We start from the raw sequence: 18,106 nt of genomic DNA on the forward strand, positions 1-18,106 counted from the left end.
GGGCGCGGGTCCGACCGGGATGGGTAGGGGGCCGCCGGTACAGCGCGGCCCCTACGCCGTCGGCGCGGTGCGCCGAGGACGCGTGGAGGCGATAGACCACGGCCCCGACGGCCCAGGCCTGGGCACGGGCGCGACGGGACGGATTGCGGTTGGCAGGGCGCCGGCTCGCCCGCCCGGCCACCCCGCTCGCTCGCCCGCGCCACCCGCTCGTCCACCCGCCCGTACCGTCACAGCACAGGCGACGACCCGCCAAGGGGCAGGCACGGCCCCGGCCGGAGGGCGTGGGCACGGGCGCGACGGGCACGGATTGCGGTTGCTAGGGCGCCAGCTAGCCCGCCCGGCCACCCGCTCGCCCGCGCCACCCGCCCGCCCGCACCGTCACAGCACAGGCGACGACCCGCCAAAGCGCGGCCACGGCCCCGACTGCCAAGGCGCAGGCACGGCCCCGACCGCCAAGGCACCCACCCGCCCACCCCCTCACACCGCAGGCGCCGCCCCGCCACAGCCGCGAGAAGCCCCACGCGGGGAGGACACGCCCTCCCCACGCATGCTCGCCCCGTCCCCGTCCCCGTCCCCGTCCCCGTCCCCGTCCCCGTCCCCGCGACCCCTATCGTCCCCGCCCCCCGCCGCAACCCCCCGGCACGCCCGCAGCAACTCCTCGTCCTCGAGCACGTCATGGCTCCCGTAGCCACCGAACCGCCCGGAAGTCGCCCCATGCCGACGAGGCGCGGTCAGTTCGTCCCGGGCCAGGTCGTGCAGCGGTGCCCCCGCCGGGCCCATCGCCGCGACGCACTCCACGATCGTGCGGCGGGTCCGGGCGTTCTCGGTCCACGCCCGCCGTAACACCGGGACCACCCGCTCGGTCTCCCCGGCGATGCGCCACACCGCGCAGGCGGCCGCCGTCCGCTGCCACACGCACTCCGCCTCGGTCAGCCGCCGCAACCCCTCCAGTGCGGGCGTCGCCGCGTGCCCCAACCGTCCCAGCGCCTCGGCGGCGGACCGGCGCTCCCGGGACTCCTCGTCGGTCAACTCCCGTATGAGGACCGGCAGTACGGCATCCACATCTCCCGACACCGCCCACAGGGCCTCCGCCGCCGCGACCGCGCTCGCCTCCTCCAGCAGTCCGCGCAGCACCGGTACCGACTCCCGCGCAGACTCCCCGAGCGCGCCGAGCGTCCGCGCCCCGGCGGAAACGACCAAGTCCCGCAGCCTCAGCCCTTCCGGCATGCCGCGCAGCAGCCGGACGATCAGCGGCGCGCACTCGTCGTCGGCCAGTGCCCGGAGGGCCGACAGCAGCGGCACCGCACGCTCGTACAGGTCGGGGGCGTCGAGGGGGAGCGCGGCGAGCCTCGCTCGCAGTGCCGGGGCCAACGGGGCGGCGGCCGGGCCGAGATGGGGCGCGACCTGTCCGAGATCGTCTGGTGCGACCGTCCCCGCGAGCACCTCGCCCAGGATCGGCACCGCCCGCGGGTCCCCGCTCCTGGCGAGGGCCTTGAGCGGCCCGCCCAGCGTCGGCGCGCCATGCTCCCACTGCCGCACCCACAGTTCGGGGCGCGCGACCACCAGGGCGTGGAGGTCGTCGGCGCCCGGTGCGGCCAGGTCGAAGAGGTCGACCAGGACGGAGACGGCGGCGTCGCGCAACCGGTCGTCTTCGGCGCTCAGTTGGGCTCCGATCAGCGTGACGGGTGTGGTGTAGTCGGCGCGCCATTCGCGGAACAGCATGGGCGCCATCCATACGGCGTTGCACCGGTCGGTGGGTTCGGGGCTGGTCAACTGGCCGTTCAGCAGCGCGATCCGGTCGGCCACCCGTGCGTCGAGCGCGATGTGCAGGGTCCGCAGGAGCTGGGAGCCCTCCTCGTCCGAGGGGCGCAGGCGCCGCAGCCGGCCGACGAGCGTGTCCGTGTCCGGCCCGTCGGGTGCGCAACTGGGGGCGGACCGCTGTCCGGAGCGGTTCCGCAGCAGGGCGACGGCCGTGGGGACGAGGTCGGCCGGGAGGCGGTCGGGGGCGCACCCCGCCAGCTGGCCGAGCGCGGCGAGCCGCAGCCCCGGGCCGTACGGCTGTGCGCTCTGGGCCGCCAGGAGGTCGACGGCCGGCCGCGCGTGGCCGGGGTGGCGGCGGGCGAACAGCCCGAGGGCCTCGGTGAGCGCGAGCAGGACCCGATCGTCCCGCTCCACGGTGATCCGCTCCCGCAACAGGTCCAGCACGCGCGCCGGTTCGTCGAGGAACCGTACGACAGCGCCGGCGGCCGCCCCGCGGACCCCGGCGTCCAGGTCCCCGGTCAGCCGGACGAAGACCTCGGCGCCCGACCGCACCGCGGCCCGCGCCATCCCGTAGGCGCCCTCGGACGGTTCGCCGTCCCCGCCGATGCTGACGAGGAGCTCGACGATCCCGCCCCGGTCGCGTACCTCCTGTTGCGCGGCGAGCGTGAAGAGGAACGGGACACAGGCCAGCGTCGAGTCGTACACGTCTCCCTGGTGGTGCACCGCGCCGTACATCCCGTCGAGCGCGATCTCCCGCTCGGCGGCGTCCGCGGAGGCCAGCCCCCGCAGCAGGCCGGGCACGTCCTCCGCGCTGCCGTACGCATGCCGCATCGAAGCCCAGTCGACCTCGTCGATCCCCGTGAACACGCAGTCCTCCCCAGGCGAGTGCCATCTGATCGGAGTCTGCACCACGGCACTGACAACGATGTGACATCGAGGGGTGACTGTCTGTTAACAGAGCCTCGGCTGGCCGGTCAGTCTCCCTCAGCCCCCTTCGGGCAGCGCCCGTCCGAGGATCGCGCCGACGTCGGCCGAGTCGGGAAGCGTGCCGAACGCGTGCCCCCAGTCGCCGCCGAGGCGGGTCGCGCAGAAGGCGTCGGCGACGGGCGCCGGGGCGTGCCGGACCAGCAGGGAGGCCTGGAGGGTGAGCGCCATCTGCTCGACCAGTCGGCGGGCGCCGGTCTCGGAGGCCGAGGCCAGCAGGCCCCGCAACCGGGTCACGGCCGCGTCGAGACGTGCGTCCGCCCCCTGCGCCAGGGCGAGTTCGGCGAACAGGGCGTCCGCCGTGCGCGGTTCCTTCGTCAACGCCCGCAGGACGTCGAGGGCGTTGACGTTCCCCGAGCCCTCCCAGATCGACAGCAGGGGGGCCTCGCGGTAGTGGCGGGGCATCCCCGAGTCCTCGACGTAGCCGTTGCCGCCCAGGCACTCCAGGGCCTCGGCGGTGAAGGCCGGGCCGCGCTTGGTGACCCAGTACTTGCCGACGGCGGTGGCGATGCGCCGGAAGGCCTGCTCGCCCTCGTCGCCGCGCACCGCGCGGTCGGCCGCCCCGGCCAGCCGCAGCGTGAGGGTGGTCGCGGCCTCGGACTCCAGGGCGAGATCGGCGAGCACGTTGCGCATCAGCGGCTGGTCGACCAGGCGGGCGCCGAAGGCGCTGCGGTGCCGCGCGTGGTGGCCGGCCTCCACCAGCGTCTTGCGCATGAGCGTCGCCGACATCGTCACGCAGTCCAGGCGCGTGCAGTTGACCATGTCGATGATGGTCCTGACGCCGCGTCCCTCGGGCCCGACGAGCCAGGCGACGGTCCCGTCGAACTCGGGCTCGGAGGAGGCGTTGGAGCGGTTGCCCAGCTTGTCCTTGAGGCGCTGGATGCGGAAGGTGTTGCGGCTGCCGTCGGGCAGCACACGCGGCACCAGGAAGCACGACAGTCCCTCGGGAGCCTGCGCGAGGACCAGGAAGACGTCGCACATCGGCGCCGACGTGAACCACTTGTGCCCGCGCAGGGTGTACACGCCGGGTTCGGCGGTCGGCGTGGCCGTCGTGGAGTTGGTCCGGACGTCGGATCCGCCCTGCTTCTCGGTCATCCCCATGCCCGCCAGCAGGCCGCGCTTCTCGGTCGGCACCCGCAGCACCGGGTCGTACTCGCGGCCGGTCAGCAGGGCTTCGTAGACCTTCGCGAGCTCCGGCTGGTGGCGCAGGGCCGGGACGGCGGCGTACGTCATCGACGCCGGGCAACCATGCCCGGCGTCCGTGTGGCCCCAGGCCAGGCCGCCCGCGGTGCGGGCGACATGGGCGCCCGGCCGGTCGTCGGCCCAGGGCGCGCCGGCCTGTCCCTCGGCGACCGCGACCCGCATCAGGTGGTGCCAGCTCGGATGGAACTCCACCTCGTCGACGCGATGGCCGTACCGGTCGTGGGTGCGCAGTACGGGCGCGTGTCGGTTGGCGAGGTCGGCCCACTCCTGGGCCTCGGCGCTCCCGGCCAGCCGCCCGAGCCGGCGCAGGTCCTCCTCGGCCCAGCCGGCACCCTCCCGGCGCAGCCCCTCCAGCAGGGCCGCGTCGTCGGACGCGTCGTACGGGGCCAGGGGAGGGGGCTGATTGGTGACGTCGTGCGTCGCGGGTGTGGAGACCATGGAGCGAGTGTTGCACTCTGGCTGCGGTCGTAGCAATGCTGCAATACGACCTACAGTACGTGACCATGCGGACGAACACGACGGCCACGACGGCGGGCCCCGACGAGCCGGCACTGCGCCCGCTGTCCGCGCGCTCGGTCGTCCTGAGCCTGCTGCTGGGCGCGCATCCGCCCGAGCTCCCGGTGAAGGAGCTGGTACGCCGCGTGGAGCCGTTCGGGGTCGGTGGCTCCACCGCGCGGGCCGCGCTCAGCCGGATGGTGGCCGCCGGCGACCTCAGGCGCACGGACACCGTCTACCGCCTCAGCGACCGGCTGCTGGAGCGCCAACGGCGCCAGGACGACGCCGTACGGCCCCGCACGCGCGCGTGGGACGGCGACTGGGAGATGCTGGTGATCACCGCGACCGGACGCGGCCCCGCCGAACGGGCCGATCTGCGCGCCCGGCTGACCACGCTGCGGCTCGCGGAGCTCCGCGAGGGTGTATGGCTGCGCCCCGCCAACCTGCGCCGGCAGCTGCCGGCCGAACTGGACCAGGTGGCCGAGCGCTGCACGGCCCGCCCCGACCGCCCCGCGAGGGAACTCGCGGCGACCCTGTGGCCGCTCGACACCTGGGCCGCCACGGGACGGGCCCTGCTCGCCCACGCGTCCCGCGCGGAGCGGCCAGCGGAGCTCTTCACCGCCTTCGCGGCGGTCGTACGGCACCTGCTCGCCGACCCGGTCCTGCCCGAGGCCCTCCTGCCGGACGGCTGGCCGGGCGAGGCCCTGCGCGGCGCGTACGCCGACTACCGCCGGACGCTGGGCACATGACGCGGCGGCCGTGCGAAGCACCGCGCGGGGGCGCTTCGCACGGCCGCCTTCACCGTGGGGGGACTGCTGGGGGCTACTTGTAGGTGATGTCCGACGTCGCGTACTTGCAGTACGTGCCGTCAGGGCCGGAGCCGTTGGTGGTCGGCTCCTTGCCGCTGTTGTTGCCGATGTACTTCTGGCAGGGAATGATCTTCCTGCTGCTGTCGCCGACGATGGTGATGTTCCTCAGGGTCGCGCTGTCGCCGTAGTTGGTGTTGATGCCGACGAGCTTGTTGCCCGAGTAGGTCGCCTCGACGGTGTTGAGGTTGATCGTCCGCTTGTACTGCGTCGAGCAGTTGCCGCACGAGCGCACGAAGGTGCCGAAGTTCTGCACCGCGAAGTTGGAGATGTTCAGCGTCCCGGCGCCGTTGAACTGGAACACCTTGTCGCTCGCGGAGCGCGCGCCGCCGCCGGAGACGGTGTACACGTTCGACGACGAGGAGCCGCGGAAGGTGGCCGCGTCCTCGCCGACGTCCTCCCACCAGACGTTCTGCAGCGTGCAGCTGCCCGCGCAGTGGATGCCGTCGGCCGCGGGGGCGCCGATGATGACGTTCTTCAGGACCGTGCCGGCGGCCAGTGACAGGATCGGACCCTGGTCCTCGTCCTGGCTGCCGCTGCCCAGGTCGCCGGTGCCGTAGAGCCGCTTCATCCCGTAGTCCTTGGTGCCGGACAGCGAGATCGTCGAGGAGACCGCCTGGCTGCCGTTGGCGGTGGGCCAGGTGGCGGCGTTCGCGGGGGAGGCTCCCGTAGTCATGATCATGCCAACCGACAGGCTGAGTGCGGCCAGCGTGCCGGTCAGCGCGCGCCGTGAGGCACGCGGGCGGGTTCCAGAAGTCATGTCCCGATTCCTTCTGTTCGTCGAGCGGTCGAGGGGGGAGGTCAGAGCTTTCCGGCGCCCGCGCCGGACGTCACCGAGGCGACGACCGTCGAGGCGGGCTCCGCGGTGTAGTCGTACGGAGGGCTGGTGAAGCTGCCCGTCCGGGAGATCTCGGTGGCGGCCCCGCCGAGATCGTTGCCGCGCAGATTCGCGTAGCCGTCCACGTCACTGCTGCGGTTCGTGGTGACAGCGACTCCGGTGTTGCGGAAGACGTTGTTCTCCACGAGCATCTGGGCGCCCATGCGCGAGTGGCAGGCGGTCTCCGCGCCGTCCACGTAGTTGTTGTAGAAGTGCCCGGTCCCGAAGCGCAGGCTGGGGATGCGGGAGTAGACGTCGCGGAAGCTGTTGTGGTGGTACGTCACCCTCAAGTGCCCGGTGTCCTCGCTCGCGTTGTTGTCGCTGTGTCCGACGAGCGAGCCCTTGAAGTGGTCCTTGAAGGTGTTCCACGACACCGTGACGTTGTCGGAACCGTGGTTGATGTCCAGCAGGCCGTCGTAGTAGTCCTTGTCGTGACTGCGGTCCGCCGAGAAGGAGTTGTGGTCGATCCATACCTTGGTCGACGCCTGCACCTCGATACCGTCGGCCGGTGCGAGCGGCTTGCTGATGTTCAGGTTGCGGATGACGACGTTGCCGACCTTCTTCAGCCGCAGCCCGCCCCCGGTGAAGCCGGACGACGAACCGACGCCCAGCACCGTGGTGTTGGAGCCGATGTCGACCTGACCGCTCAGCGAGATCAGGCCGTTGACCCGGACCACCTTGGCCGTGCTGCCGGTGACGGCGGTCTTGAAGGCCGCCAGGGTCGAGACGGTGACCGCCGTGGCGCTCCCGCCGCCGGTGGTACCGGCACCGAACCCGACGGGGGAGGACTCCGCCGCACTGGCCGACTGCGGTACGGCGAGCACGGTCACCGTGGCGAGGGCAGCCGCGCAGGCCGTCACCAGCGTGGACCTTTGCGCGTGTGTACGTGGGGGGTGAGCGCGCATGGGTGCGTCCCTTCTGGACGAACTTCCTCGATCATGTATCTGAACGTCGTGCGCCATGCAGAACATTTTTCGTCAGCATTGCCACCGTTTGTCTCGACAGTCATGCCGAGCGGTCACACTGCTGAACGGAACGTAGAGTGCAAGCGCTTTCTAGTCAACGCTTTGCGCAAAACATCTTCGCGCGCTCCAGGTGGCGATCTGATCGATCCGAAAGTGACGGTCCGATCGATCGGAAGGTGGCGGTCCGGCCGATCGGAAGGGTGGCTGTGGGAGCGCTTCCATGAAGGGCATGCGCATGCCACCATGCCTGGTGCTCCCCTCAGCGATGCCCCCACGAGCCGTCATCACGAAGGGATCCACCGTGTCCGCCACCCCCGGCACTCCCGCGAGGAGACCGCTGCGCGCGGTCCTGCTCGCGCTCCACGGAATGCTGGTGGCGTTGCTCGCCGCCGGCCTCCTCACCGCCCCGCAGGCGCACGCCCGCGAGGAGGTCGCCCCGACCGCGACGCTCACCGAGATCACGAACTTCGGCGCCAACCCCAGCAACCTGCAGATGTACCTGTACGTCCCCGCCAGTGTCCGGCCGAACCCGGCGATCGTCGTCGCCGTGCACTACTGCACCGGGTCAGGGCCGGCCATGTACTCGGGCACCGAATACGCCTCGCTCGCCGACCAGTACGGGTTCATCGTGGTCTACCCGTCCGTCACCCGCGCCAGCAAGTGCTTCGACGTCGCCTCCCCGCAGGCCCTGAAGCGCGGCGGAGGCAGCGACCCGGTCGGCATCAAGTCCATGGTCGACTGGACGGTCGCCGCCTATGACGCCGACACCAGCCGGATCTTCGCCACCGGCATCTCCTCCGGCGCGATGATGACCAACGTCCTGCTCGGCGACTACCCCGACGTGTTCGCCGCGGGCGCCGCCTTCTCTGGAGTCCCGTTCGGCTGCTTCGCCACCACCGACGGCTCCGAGTGGAACAGCGCCTGCGCCCAGGGCACCGTCATCCGCACCCCGCAGCAGTGGGGCGACCTGGTCCGCGGCGCGTACCCGGGCTACACCGGACCGCGCCCGCGCATGCAGGTGTGGCACGGCACCGAGGACGACGTGCTGCGCTACCCCAACTTCGGCGAGGAGATCAAGCAGTGGACGAACGTCCACGGTGTCAGCCAGACCCCCGCGGCCACCGACACACCGCAGTCCGGCTGGACCCGCACCCGCTACGGCGGCACCGGTGACCGGGCCCCGGTGGAGGCCATCAGCCTCCAGGGCGTCGGCCACAACCTGTACGCCTGGGGCATGGCGTCCCGCGTCCTGACCTTCTTCGGGCTCGACGGCGACGGCCCCGCGCCCCAGCCCCCGGCGGGACCCTGCAAGGTGACGGCGTCCACCAACACCTGGAACACCGGCCTGACCGCCACGATCACGATCACCAACACCGGCACGACCACGCTGAACGGCTGGCAGCTCGGCTTCACCCTGCCCGCCGGCCAGGCCATCACCAACGGCTGGAACGCCGGCTACGCGCCGAGCTCCGGCGCGGTGACGGCGACCAACGTCCCGTACAACGCGACGCTCGCCCCGAACGCGAGCCTCAGCATCGGCTACCAGGCGACCCACACCGGCAACAGTGCGGCGCCGGGCGCCTTCACGCTCAACGGCAAGGTCTGCGCGACCAGTTGACCTCTGGGGCGGCCGGTGGTGGGACGCCGGTCGCCCCTGACGCCTCAGTACGGCAGCAGGCGCCCCGAGGGTGTCCTGCGGTCGATCTTCTCGTCGCGGGGCGCGGCGGGGCGACGGTTGACGCGGATGCGGGTCTGGCGGTTCATGGCGCCCTCCTCACGTTCGATGCGGCCAGCCTTGTCGCCCGGCACCCCCGGCGCATCGTTCTTACGGAGACACCGACCCCGAGCTTCCCGGAGTACGAGGCGGGGGTGCCGTACTCCGGAGGGAGGAGCACGGGACGGCGTCGCAGGGCCGGACCGGCCGGGGCCGTGGAGCGAGCGATCCGCCGGGCCGTGGGTGGTGGGCCTTGGTCGGCGTCGCGGCCCGCGTATCGGGCGGCCCCGTGCTCCAGCCCGCGGTGGGGCGCCGCGGGACACGGCGGACTCGTCGGTCCCCGCGACCCGAGCAGCGCCCCGCTGATCGACGCCGGAGGCTCAGACCGACCGGTGGTACTGGTCCGGGACGTGCACCTCCCCGCCCAGCTCCCGCGCCGCGTGCCGTGCCCAGAAGGGGTCGCGGAGCAGTTCGCGCCCGAGCAGCACCGCGTCCGCCTCGCCGTTGACCAGGATCTTCTCGGCCTGCTCGGGCTCGGTGATCATCCCGACCGCGGCCACCGGGAGCGTGCTGCCCTCCTTGACCCGGGCGGCGAAGGGCACCTGGTAGCCGGGGCCGGTGGGGATGCGGACGCCGGAGGCGTTGCCGCCGGTGGAGACGTCGAGGAGGTCGACGCCATGGGCCTGGAGGTCGGTGGCGAAGCGGACCGTGTCGTCCGCCGTCCAGCCGCCCTCCTCCAGCCAGTCCGTCGCCGAGATCCGGAAGAACAGCGGCTTGTCGTCCGGCCACACCTCCCGTACGGCGTCCACGACCTCCAGGGCGAAACGGGTGCGGTTCTCGTAGGAGCCGCCGTAGGCGTCCGTGCGGTGGTTGGAGTGCGGGGAGAGGAAGTTGCTGATCAGATAGCCGTGGGCGCCGTGGATCTCGGCGACCTCGAACCCGGCGGCGAGGGCGCGCCGGGCGGCGTCCGCGAACTGCCCGACGATTTCCTGGATCTGAGAGACCGTCAACTCGATCGGCACCGGGTGCCGTTCGTCGAAGGCGAGCGGGCTCGGTCCGAGCGGCTGCCAGCCGAGGCCGTCCGTCCCGATCGGCGCGCCGCCCGTCCAGGGCCGGTCCGTGGAGGCCTTGCGGCCGGCGTGTGCGAGCTGGATGCCCGGCACCGTCCCCTGTGAGACCAGGAAGCGGGTGATCCTGCGGAACGCCTCGACCTGCGTGCTGTTCCAGATGCCGAGGTCGTACGGCGAGATCCGGCCCTCAGGGCTCACGCCCGTCGCCTCGACGATGATCAGGCCGGTACCGCCCGCCGCGCGCGCCGCGTAGTGCGCGAAGTGCCAGTCGTTCGGCGCGCCGGTCTGCGGCCCCTCCGGTGCCGCGGAGTACTGGCACATCGGCGGCATCCACACCCGGTTGGGGATCGTCACGTCGCGCAGGGTGTAGGGCTCGAAGAGGGCACTCACGGCGGGCTCCATTCGTCACGGGACCGGGCGGTCGGCTACTACGATAGGCATCGTAGTACGGAGAGTGTCAAACTACGAGAGGTCTCGTACAATGGGCTCTCCCGAGACGTCTGGAGCCGCCGTGACCTCCCCCGCCGTGAGCAGCCGAGACCTTCCGCACCCGGCACGCGAGGAGATCCGGCTGGAGTCGATCCTGCATGCGCTCTCCGACCCGATGCGGCTGCGGATCGTGCGCGAGCTGGCCGCCGCGAGCGACGAGCTCTCCTGTTCGCAGTTCGAGCTGCCGGTCACCAAGTCCACCACCACCCACCACTTCCGGGTGCTGCGCGAGGCCGGCGTGATCCAGCAGATCTACCGGGGCACGGCCAAGATGAACGGTCTGCGCCGAGAGGACCTAGAGGGTCTTTTCCCTGGCCTGCTGGACAGCCTCCTCATCGCCGCCGACCGCCAGGCCGTCCGCCTCGGCAGTGGCTGAACGGGCTGTTCCCGGACGGTGGTTGAACAGCAGGTTCAGCACGATCGCCGTCAGGCAGCCCGCGCTGATACCGCTGTTCATCACCGTCTGGAACCAGTCCGGGAACCTCTCGTAGACCGTCGGCACGCCGACCGGCAGCATGCCCACCGCCACCGAGACGGCCACCACCGTCAGGTTGTCGTTGCCCTTGAAGTCGACCCGCGCGAGGGTCTTGAGGCCGCTCGCCGCGACGGTCCCGAACATCACCAGACCCGCGCCGCCCAGCACCGGGGCCGGGATGGCGGCCACCACCGCGCCCAGCTTGGGCAGCAGGCCGAGCAGCACCAGGATGCCGCCCGCGGCGGCGACGACCCAGCGGCTGCGGACCCGGGTCATGCCGACGAGGCCCACGTTCTGCGCGTACGCCGTGTAGGGGAAGGTGTTGAAGACCCCGCCGAGGACCGTGGACAGGCCGTCGGCGCGCAGTCCGTCCGCCAGCGAGCGCGGCTCGACCTCGCGCCCGGTCAGCTCGCCCACCGCGATCAGGTCACCGGTCGTCTCGGTCATCGTCACCAACGCCACCACCAGCATGGACACGATCGCCGAGAACTCGAAGACGGGCGCCCCGAAGTGGAACGGGGTGCTGATCCCGAGCCAGTCCGCCTCGCCGACGCCGTCGAAGTCCGTGAACCCGAACGGCACCGCCACCGCCAGCCCCACCACGATGCCGATCAGCACCGCGACACGGCTCAGGAAGGTCGGCGCGAAGCGCTGCACCCCCAGCACGACCAGCAGGACGAACCCGGCGAGCGCGAGGTTCTTCGGCGCCCCGAACTCCGCCGAACCGGCGCCGCCCGCGGCCCAGTTGCCCGCCACCGGCAGCAGTGACAGACCGATGATCAGGATCACGGTGCCGGTGACCAGCGGTGGGAAGAAGCGCAGCAGCTTCCCGAACACGGGCGCCAGCAGCATGATCGCGAGGCCCGCGACGATCACGGAGCCGTAGATCGCGGGGAGTCCGCCACCGGTCGTGCCGATCAGCACCATGGGGGAGACCGCGGCGAAGGTGCAGCCCTGCATGATCGGCAGGCGGACGCCGAAGCGCCAGAAGCCGACGCACTGGATGAGCGTCGCGACACCGCATATCAGGAGGTCCGCGGTGATCAGATACGCGAGATCCGCGGGTGAGAGCCTCATTGCGCTGCCGACGATGAGGGGAACGGCCACGGCGCCGGCGTACATCGCGAGGACGTGCTGGAGACCGAAGGCGGCGAGTTGGCGTGCGGGCGGGACGTCGTCGACAGGGTGTGTGGTCATGCGTGGACCGTAAGCTCCTTGCACAGTTTGTTGATGTCAGGCGAGTTGCCAGCTCGTTTCCTGGTGCGGGCCCCGGCCGCCGCGTGTCCCTAGCCGGGGTTCCCGTGCGCCGCGTCGAGGAGTGACTGCCAGTCCGGGAGTTTCACGACCCCCCTGCCCAGCGACGCGCCCAGGTCCGCCTCCGCCCGCTCGATGGCGCACCACCCCGCCCACTCGACCGGCTCGACCCCCTGCGCCCGCAGCGCCGCCACTGGATCGGCGGGACGTTCCTCGCGTACGAGATCGGCCGCGTCCTCCAGCAGTGACGTCACCGTCTCCTTCGCGCACGGGCGGTTCGTGCCGATGACACCCGTCGGACCCCGCTTGATCCAGCCCGCCACGTACTCGCCCCGGGCGACGGCGCCCTCGCGCAGCACGCGCCCCGCGAGATGCGGCACCGTGCCGGTCGCCGGATCGAACGGCAGGCCCTCCAGCGGCACCCCGCGATAGCCCACCGAGCGCAGCACCAACTGGGCCGGGATGTCCTCGTACCGTCCCGTGCCCGTCACCCCGCCCCGCCCGTCCGGCACCGTCCGCTCGAAACGCACCGCGCCCACCCGTCCCGCCTCGGGGAGCAGTTCGACCGGACGGAGGAAGAAGCGCAGCCGGAGCCGGCGGGCGCTCTCGCGTGGGGGAGCCGCGGCCCAGCCGCGCAGCACCTCCACGTTGCGGCGCTGCGCGGCGGGCAGCGCGGAAGGGTCGAGGTACGCCGGGTCCAGCGCCAACTCCTCCGGATCCACGCTCACTTCGACGTCCGGCAGACCGCCCAGCTCCCGGAGCTCCTTGGTGGTGAAGCGGGCCTGCGACGGCCCCCGGCGGCCCACGATGTGGACCTCGCTCACCCGGCTCGCGGCCAGTGCGCTGAAGGCGGCCTGAGGCATGTCAGTGGGGCTCAGCTCGGCGGCGCCGCGGGCCAGCATCCGCGCCACGTCGACGGCGACGTTCCCGACGCCGATGACCACGGCCGAGCGGGCGTCGCGGACGAACCCGTCGTCGACGGCGTCCGGATGGGCGCTGTACCAGGACACGAACTCCGTCGCCGACCAGCTGCCCGGCAGCTCCTCCCCGGGCACGCCCAGGTGCCGGTCGGTGGCGGCACCGACGCAGTACACGACCGCGTGGTACAGCCGGCGCAGCCGGGAGGCCGCCACCCCGCCCTCACCCACCCGGACACCGCCGAGGAAGCGCACCCGCTCGTGCTCCAGGACCGTCCGCAGGTTGCTCTGGAGCGACTTGATCTTCTCGTGGTCCGGCGCCACCCCGTAGCGCACCAGGCCATACGGGCACGGGAGCCGGTCGAGGACGTCGACATGGACCGAGGGATCCAGCTGGACGAGGCTCTGGGCGGTGTAGCACCCGCTCGGCCCGGAGCCGACGACGGCGACACGAAGCACGGCGGTACTCCTTACCCCTGGGGATCAGAGCAGATCGCTGCTGTCTCCAGCATCGCACTGCCGCGCTTGGGCTGACAGTGTGCTGTGCGTTCCCGTGGACGCGTGTCCGTTGGTATGGAAAGTGATCATGCGGTTACGTTGCGTGTGTGCTAGAAGCATCGTTTCTTAATCTTTCTGATCGTTGTCCGACGGATGGTGCCGTGTCCGTGTGGCCCGCGTGGGAAGTGCGGGAAGGCGGGGACGCCGCGTCGACGCGGTGGTTCAACGTCCGGCTGGCGTTCACCGACGGTGCCCGGGTCGACGCGCTCGCCGTGGTGGCCGACGGGCAGCTCTCGATCGAGGACGTGCGGGCGCAGCCGGCACTCTCCCTCGACGACCTCGCGCTGTTCGCCGACTGGATCGAGGGGCCGCTCTTCGACGCGTGCGGTCTCGGACCGGCGGAGGAGGACGAACCGGCCGGCTCGCGGCGCGCCCGGCCGCCCTGGCCCCGCGGTGCCGAGGGCCGGTGGCTCATCGCCCAGGAGTACCGGGCCGCGCAGGACGAGGGCGTCGACCCGGTGCTCGCGGTGATGTGCGCGACCGGACACAGCCGCCGCAAGTCCCTGAGGATGATCGCGCAGGCTCGTGACGCGGGCTACCTGACACCGCGTCACGCCCGCCGCTGACCAAGCGAGTTGCCGGCCCCGTCCGCTACAGCATGTCCCGCATCCGGGAGATCTCGGCCGTCTGCTGGGCGACCACGTCGTCGGCCATCTCCTCGATCCGGATGTTGTTGCCCTGCCCCTTCACCTCGGTGGCCATGGTGATCGCCCCTTCGTGATGCGTGATCATCAACGTGAGGAAGAGCCGGTCGAAGTCCTCACCCCGGGCCGCCCGTAGGTCCTTGAGCTGTGCCTCGGTGGCCATGCCGGGCATCGAGGCATGGTCGTGCTCCCCGCTGTCGGTGTCCTTGTGATGGGTCTTCAGCCAGCTCTTCATGGACGCGATCTCCGGCCCCTGGGCTGCCGCGATCCGCTCGGCCAGTTTCCTGACCTTCGCGGACTCCGCGCGTTTCGGGACGAGTTCGGTCATGTCCAGTGCCTGTGCGTGGTGCGCGATCATCATCCGGGCGTACGAGACGTCCGCGGAGTTGGGGGAGTCGTCCTCCGCGCGCTGGTCCGCGGCCTCCTCGGCGGAGAGCGTGCGGTTCTGCTCGCCGGGCTTGCCGGGCACGATCACCGACGGTCCGCTCGGGGCGGGTCGGGTGTCCGAGCCGGAGTCGCAGGCCCCGAGTCCGAGCACCGCGACGGCGGCGAAGGTCACCGGGACGAAAAACTTCGGTGCCGGTTTGTTGCCCCCTGTTGGTATGTGCATGGCGAAGACGATACTTCGGTGGTGCGTGAACCGTTCCGACGGGAACGGAACTAGGGAGGAAGCAGTGATCCTGTTGAACATTCCCCGAAGACGCCACCGGCGCCTGGGAGTTGCCGCGGCCACCACCGGACTGGTCGCGGCGCTGCTGACGGCGGTACCGGCGGCGGCCACCCCCGACCCCGGGGATGCGCCGGTCACGGGCAAGGAGGTGTCCAAGAGCACCGAGGCCCAGGTGCGGGCCGCGATAGCCGACGGTGAGATACCGGGCCAGGACGAGATCGTCCACTCGGCCAACATCGAGCACGTCGCCAACTCGCCCAAGGCGCTTGCCAGTCTCAACTCCGACCTGGCCTTCCAGGGCCGCTACGCCTTCTCCGGCAACTTCGACGGCTTCGTCATCTACGACATCAGCAACCCGAAGGCGCCCCGGACCGTCTCGCAGGTCCTGTGCCCCGGCTCCCAGAACGACATCTCGGTCTCCGGCAACCTGCTGTTCCTGTCCACCGACTCCTCGCGCAGCGACAACAGTTGCAACAGCACCACACAGCCCGCGACGGAGAAGTCCTCCTGGGAGGGCATCAAGGTCTTCGACATCAGCGACAAGACGAACCCGAAGTACGTCGCCGCCGTCGAGACCGCGTGCGGCTCGCACACCCACACGCTGGTCCCCGAGCGCAAGAACGTCTACGTCTACGTCTCCTCGTACTCGCCGAACGCCGCCTACCCCGACTGCCAGCCGCCGCACGACGGCATCTCCGTCATCAAGGTGCCGCGCGGCGCCCCGCAGAACGCGGCGGTCGTGAGCTTCCCGGTGCTGTTCCCGGGTGAGGGCCCGGACGGTGGGGGCAACCCCGGCGGCCCCACCAACCCCGGCGTGTCGAAGACCACCGGCTGCCACGACATCACGGTGCTGCCCTCCAAGGACCTCGCGGCGGGCGCCTGCATGGGTGACGGCATCCTGTTCTCCATCAAGGACCCCGAGCACCCCAAGGTCATCGACCGGGTGCAGGACAACGTCAACTTCGCCTTCTGGCACTCGGCGACGTTCAACCAGCGTGCGAACAAGGTCGTCTTCACCGACGAGTTGGGCGGCGGCGGCGCGGCCACCTGCAACGCGGAGGTCGGCCCGAACCGCGGCGCCGACGGCATCTACGACATCGCCGGCAAGGGCGACAAGCGCAAGCTGGTGTTCCGCAGCTACTTCAAGATCCCCCGCCACCAGGCGGACGTCGAGGTCTGCGTGGCCCACAACGGCTCGCTGATCCCGGTCAAGGGCCGCGACATCATGGTCCAGGCCTGGTACCAAGGCGGCGTCTCCGTCTGGGACTTCACCAACTCCGCGCGTCCGAAGGAGATCGGCTACTTCGAGCGCGGCCCGGTCGACACCGAGGAGCTCACCACGGCCGGCCCCTGGTCGGCGTACTACTACAACGGCTACATCTACGCCAACGACATCGCCAAGGGCTTCGACGTCCTGAAGATCTCGGACCGGCGCACCGATCCCGCCAAGCGGGTGCGGCTGGGCGAGCTCAACGTCCAGACGCAGCCGGAGTACTTCGGCTGACGGCTCGCTCAACCACAGGTCGCACCACCGCAGGTCGCTGAGTCACTGGTGGCCCCGCAGCCGGTCGCACCACCGCCGGTCGCTCCGCAGCCGGTAGCTCCGTAGCCGGTCGCTCAGTCGCCGGTGGCGAAGAAGCGTGACAGATCGGTCTCGTGCGTCCCGCCGGACCCCTCGTCGGTGTCCGGCGGGACGCCCAGCTCCCAGTCCAGGCGGTACCGGGCGAACAACTCGGCGCGCAGCACCGGGATCGGCATCGGGACGCCGGGTACGAGGGCCGCGTAGACCGAGCCCATGAGCAGAGCGCGCAGCATCGGATAGTCGGCGTCGGCGTCCCGCGAGCCGTGGCGGGCGACGGTGTCCCGCAGCAGTTCCGCCAGGCGGCGCTGTTCCGGGCAGGGCAGGAAGCCCTCGGCCTGGAGCAGCCCGGCCATGTGCTGGCGCATCAGCACGGGCCGGTCGCGGGCCAGGCCCAGGATCGCGTCGATGGCCCGCGCCATCCGCTCCCTGCCGTCCTCGGTGCGCGGCTCGCGCTCCAGGGCCTCCTCCAGCGTGCGGTGCATCAGCCGGTGCACGGCGGACTGCACCAACTGGCGCTTCCCGGGGAAGTAGTACGAGGTCAGCCCGCGCGCCGAGCCCGCCCGGTCCGCTATGGCGCCGAGCGTCGTCGCCTCGTAGCCGTGCTCGGAGACCAGCTCGACCGCCGCCTGGAGCAGCCGTTCCCGGGAACGGCGGCGCAACTCTTCATTGACCGAGGCGCTGCGCGGGGACATGCTGTACTCCTGCGTTGACTGGTTGCCAACCAACTATACTCAGGACGTCCGGACCGGCCGCTGAAACGGCCGGTCAGGGCTGCCGTCTGCCTCGGGCGACGCGGGGGATCGCCCGAGGCGGGCGGTTCTCCCGCCCTACTGGTGGCCTGAGGCTACTGATCAGAGGTCTCCTGGCGGGCCCCGTCGACCAGATCCAGCACCGGCAGCAGCCCCTTGGGCCGCTCGGTCACCGGCAGATGGTCCACGAAGTGCACCTCGCAGCCCACCACGGCCGCGCCACCGTCCGCGCGGCGGTCGTCGCCGACCATCAGCGTCTCGTGCGGGCCTGCCCCGAGCGCCTCGCAGGCCGTGGCGAACAGTTTCGGGTCCGGCTTCTGCACACCGTGCTCGTACGACAGCACGTAGGTGTCCACGTACGCGTCGAGGCCGTGCTCCCGGAACACCGGGCGCAGGTCCCAGCCGATGTTGCTCACCACGCCCACGCCGATCCCGCGCTCGCGCAGCCCGCGCAACACCTCGGCGGCGTCGGGATAGGGCTGCCAGGCGGCGGGGGAGCGGTGGCGGTCGTAGAGCCGGTCGTGCAGCAGGGGGTCGGGCAGCGGCACCTGCCGGGAGAGCCCGGTGTAGGTGGCGCGGTGCAGTTCGGCACTCTCGTCCCGCCGCGCCCACAGTCCGATCAACTCCTGCGGCACCCGCACCGGGTGGGTGCCGCCCGGCAGTGCCCCCGCCGCCTCCAGCGCCTCCGCGGTCCGCACGATCTCGGCCTCGGAGAGGGCGATCCCGTCGGCGGCGAGGGCGCCGCGCAGCCAGGACTCGGTGGACTCGATGCGGAACAGGGTCCCGGAGAAGTCGAACAGCACGGCGATCATGGGGAGATCCTACGAGCCGAC

At 71.5% G+C, this 18,106-nt stretch carries 15 protein-coding genes; 5 read left to right on the forward strand and 10 right to left on the reverse strand.

Annotated elements, in window-relative coordinates:
- Positions 1-477: 477 nt before the first annotated feature.
- On the reverse strand, positions 478-2,628 hold the full coding sequence (locus ACH41F_RS28990) for a HEAT repeat domain-containing protein (protein ID WP_398838141.1): 2,151 nt from the start codon (positions 2,626-2,628) through the stop codon (positions 478-480).
- Positions 2,629-2,745: 117 nt separating this feature from the next.
- A complete protein-coding gene (locus ACH41F_RS28995) occupies positions 2,746-4,386 on the reverse strand; it encodes a DNA alkylation response protein (protein ID WP_398838142.1) in 1,641 nt (546 codons plus the stop codon).
- A gap of 65 nt (positions 4,387-4,451) precedes the next feature.
- Here ACH41F_RS28995 and ACH41F_RS29000 point away from each other — a divergent pair, with 65 nt between their 5' ends.
- On the forward strand, positions 4,452-5,192 hold the full coding sequence (locus ACH41F_RS29000; protein WP_398838143.1) for a PaaX family transcriptional regulator C-terminal domain-containing protein: 741 nt from the start codon (positions 4,452-4,454) through the stop codon (positions 5,190-5,192).
- 73 nt (positions 5,193-5,265) lie between these two features.
- Here the strand turns inward: ACH41F_RS29000 and ACH41F_RS29005 are convergent, their stop codons facing one another.
- Together ACH41F_RS29005 and ACH41F_RS29010 are read right to left on the reverse strand one after the other, a co-directional pair.
- A complete protein-coding gene (locus ACH41F_RS29005) occupies positions 5,266-6,069 on the reverse strand; it encodes a pectate lyase (protein ID WP_391242877.1) in 804 nt (267 codons plus the stop codon).
- Positions 6,070-6,110: 41 nt separating this feature from the next.
- A complete protein-coding gene (locus ACH41F_RS29010) occupies positions 6,111-7,091 on the reverse strand; it encodes a polysaccharide lyase family 1 protein (protein WP_398838144.1) in 981 nt (326 codons plus the stop codon).
- Positions 7,092-7,518: 427 nt separating this feature from the next.
- On the opposite strand from ACH41F_RS29010, the gene ACH41F_RS29015 reads away from it, so the two are divergent.
- On the forward strand, positions 7,519-8,769 hold the full coding sequence (locus tag ACH41F_RS29015; RefSeq protein ID WP_391243070.1) for a PHB depolymerase family esterase: 1,251 nt from the start codon (positions 7,519-7,521) through the stop codon (positions 8,767-8,769).
- A gap of 476 nt (positions 8,770-9,245) precedes the next feature.
- Here the strand turns inward: ACH41F_RS29015 and ACH41F_RS29020 are convergent, their stop codons facing one another.
- A complete protein-coding gene (locus ACH41F_RS29020; RefSeq protein ID WP_391242883.1) occupies positions 9,246-10,325 on the reverse strand; it encodes a tRNA-dihydrouridine synthase in 1,080 nt (359 codons plus the stop codon).
- A 121-nt stretch (positions 10,326-10,446) separates the two neighbouring features.
- On the opposite strand from ACH41F_RS29020, the gene ACH41F_RS29025 reads away from it, so the two are divergent.
- Positions 10,447-10,800 (forward strand): helix-turn-helix domain-containing protein, encoded by a 354-nt coding sequence (locus ACH41F_RS29025; RefSeq protein ID WP_391242885.1) that lies wholly within the window; start codon positions 10,447-10,449, stop codon positions 10,798-10,800.
- On the opposite strand, the gene ACH41F_RS29030 is transcribed toward ACH41F_RS29025, so the two are convergent.
- Both ACH41F_RS29030 and ACH41F_RS29035 read right to left on the reverse strand, forming a co-directional pair.
- Positions 10,720-12,096, reverse strand: coding sequence for a nucleobase:cation symporter-2 family protein (locus ACH41F_RS29030; protein WP_398838147.1), 1,377 nt, complete (start codon positions 12,094-12,096; stop codon positions 10,720-10,722). The genes ACH41F_RS29025 and ACH41F_RS29030 overlap by 81 nt on opposite strands.
- Positions 12,097-12,185: 89 nt before the next feature.
- On the reverse strand, positions 12,186-13,529 hold the full coding sequence (locus ACH41F_RS29035; RefSeq protein WP_391242890.1) for an FAD-dependent oxidoreductase: 1,344 nt from the start codon (positions 13,527-13,529) through the stop codon (positions 12,186-12,188).
- Between the two features lie 200 nt (positions 13,530-13,729).
- Here ACH41F_RS29035 and ACH41F_RS29040 point away from each other — a divergent pair, with 200 nt between their 5' ends.
- Positions 13,730-14,194, forward strand: coding sequence for a DUF6214 family protein (locus tag ACH41F_RS29040; RefSeq protein WP_391242893.1), 465 nt, complete (start codon positions 13,730-13,732; stop codon positions 14,192-14,194).
- A gap of 25 nt (positions 14,195-14,219) precedes the next feature.
- Here the strand turns inward: ACH41F_RS29040 and ACH41F_RS29045 are convergent, their stop codons facing one another.
- Positions 14,220-14,882, reverse strand: coding sequence for a DUF305 domain-containing protein (locus ACH41F_RS29045; RefSeq protein WP_398838149.1), 663 nt, complete (start codon positions 14,880-14,882; stop codon positions 14,220-14,222).
- A 64-nt stretch (positions 14,883-14,946) separates the two neighbouring features.
- Between ACH41F_RS29045 and ACH41F_RS29050 the strand changes: the two genes are divergently transcribed.
- Positions 14,947-16,446, forward strand: a complete 1,500-nt coding sequence (locus ACH41F_RS29050) for an LVIVD repeat-containing protein (protein ID WP_391242898.1) — start codon at positions 14,947-14,949, stop codon at positions 16,444-16,446.
- Between the two features lie 113 nt (positions 16,447-16,559).
- Here the strand turns inward: ACH41F_RS29050 and ACH41F_RS29055 are convergent, their stop codons facing one another.
- Together ACH41F_RS29055 and ACH41F_RS29060 are read right to left on the reverse strand one after the other, a co-directional pair.
- Positions 16,560-17,216: a TetR family transcriptional regulator gene (locus ACH41F_RS29055; RefSeq protein WP_391242901.1), complete on the reverse strand. Its 657-nt coding sequence runs from the start codon at positions 17,214-17,216 to the stop codon at positions 16,560-16,562.
- 152 nt (positions 17,217-17,368) lie between these two features.
- Positions 17,369-18,085, reverse strand: a complete 717-nt coding sequence (locus tag ACH41F_RS29060; RefSeq protein ID WP_398838150.1) for an HAD family hydrolase — start codon at positions 18,083-18,085, stop codon at positions 17,369-17,371.
- Positions 18,086-18,106: the final 21 nt, after the last annotated feature.

The organism is Streptomyces sp. NPDC020489 (genome assembly GCF_044386545.1).
Lineage (GTDB): Bacteria > Actinomycetota > Actinomycetes > Streptomycetales > Streptomycetaceae > Streptomyces.

Bases quoted from the DNA above. Each gene is read 5' to 3' on its own strand.
- ACH41F_RS28995 (WP_398838142.1), bottom strand. From the start codon at position 4,386: ATGGTCTCCACACCCGCGACGCACGACGTCACCAATCAGCCCCCTCCC.
- ACH41F_RS29000 (WP_398838143.1), top strand. From the start codon at position 4,452: ATGCGGACGAACACGACGGCCACGACGGCGGGCCCCGACGAGCCGGCA.
- ACH41F_RS29005 (WP_391242877.1), bottom strand. From the start codon at position 6,069: ATGACTTCTGGAACCCGCCCGCGTGCCTCACGGCGCGCGCTGACCGGC.
- ACH41F_RS29010 (WP_398838144.1), bottom strand. From the start codon at position 7,091: ATGCGCGCTCACCCCCCACGTACACACGCGCAAAGGTCCACGCTGGTG.
- ACH41F_RS29015 (WP_391243070.1), top strand. From the start codon at position 7,519: ATGCTGGTGGCGTTGCTCGCCGCCGGCCTCCTCACCGCCCCGCAGGCG.
- ACH41F_RS29030 (WP_398838147.1), bottom strand. From the start codon at position 12,096: ATGACCACACACCCTGTCGACGACGTCCCGCCCGCACGCCAACTCGCC.
- ACH41F_RS29045 (WP_398838149.1), bottom strand. From the start codon at position 14,882: ATGCACATACCAACAGGGGGCAACAAACCGGCACCGAAGTTTTTCGTC.
- ACH41F_RS29055 (WP_391242901.1), bottom strand. From the start codon at position 17,216: ATGTCCCCGCGCAGCGCCTCGGTCAATGAAGAGTTGCGCCGCCGTTCC.
- ACH41F_RS29060 (WP_398838150.1), bottom strand. From the start codon at position 18,085: ATGATCGCCGTGCTGTTCGACTTCTCCGGGACCCTGTTCCGCATCGAG.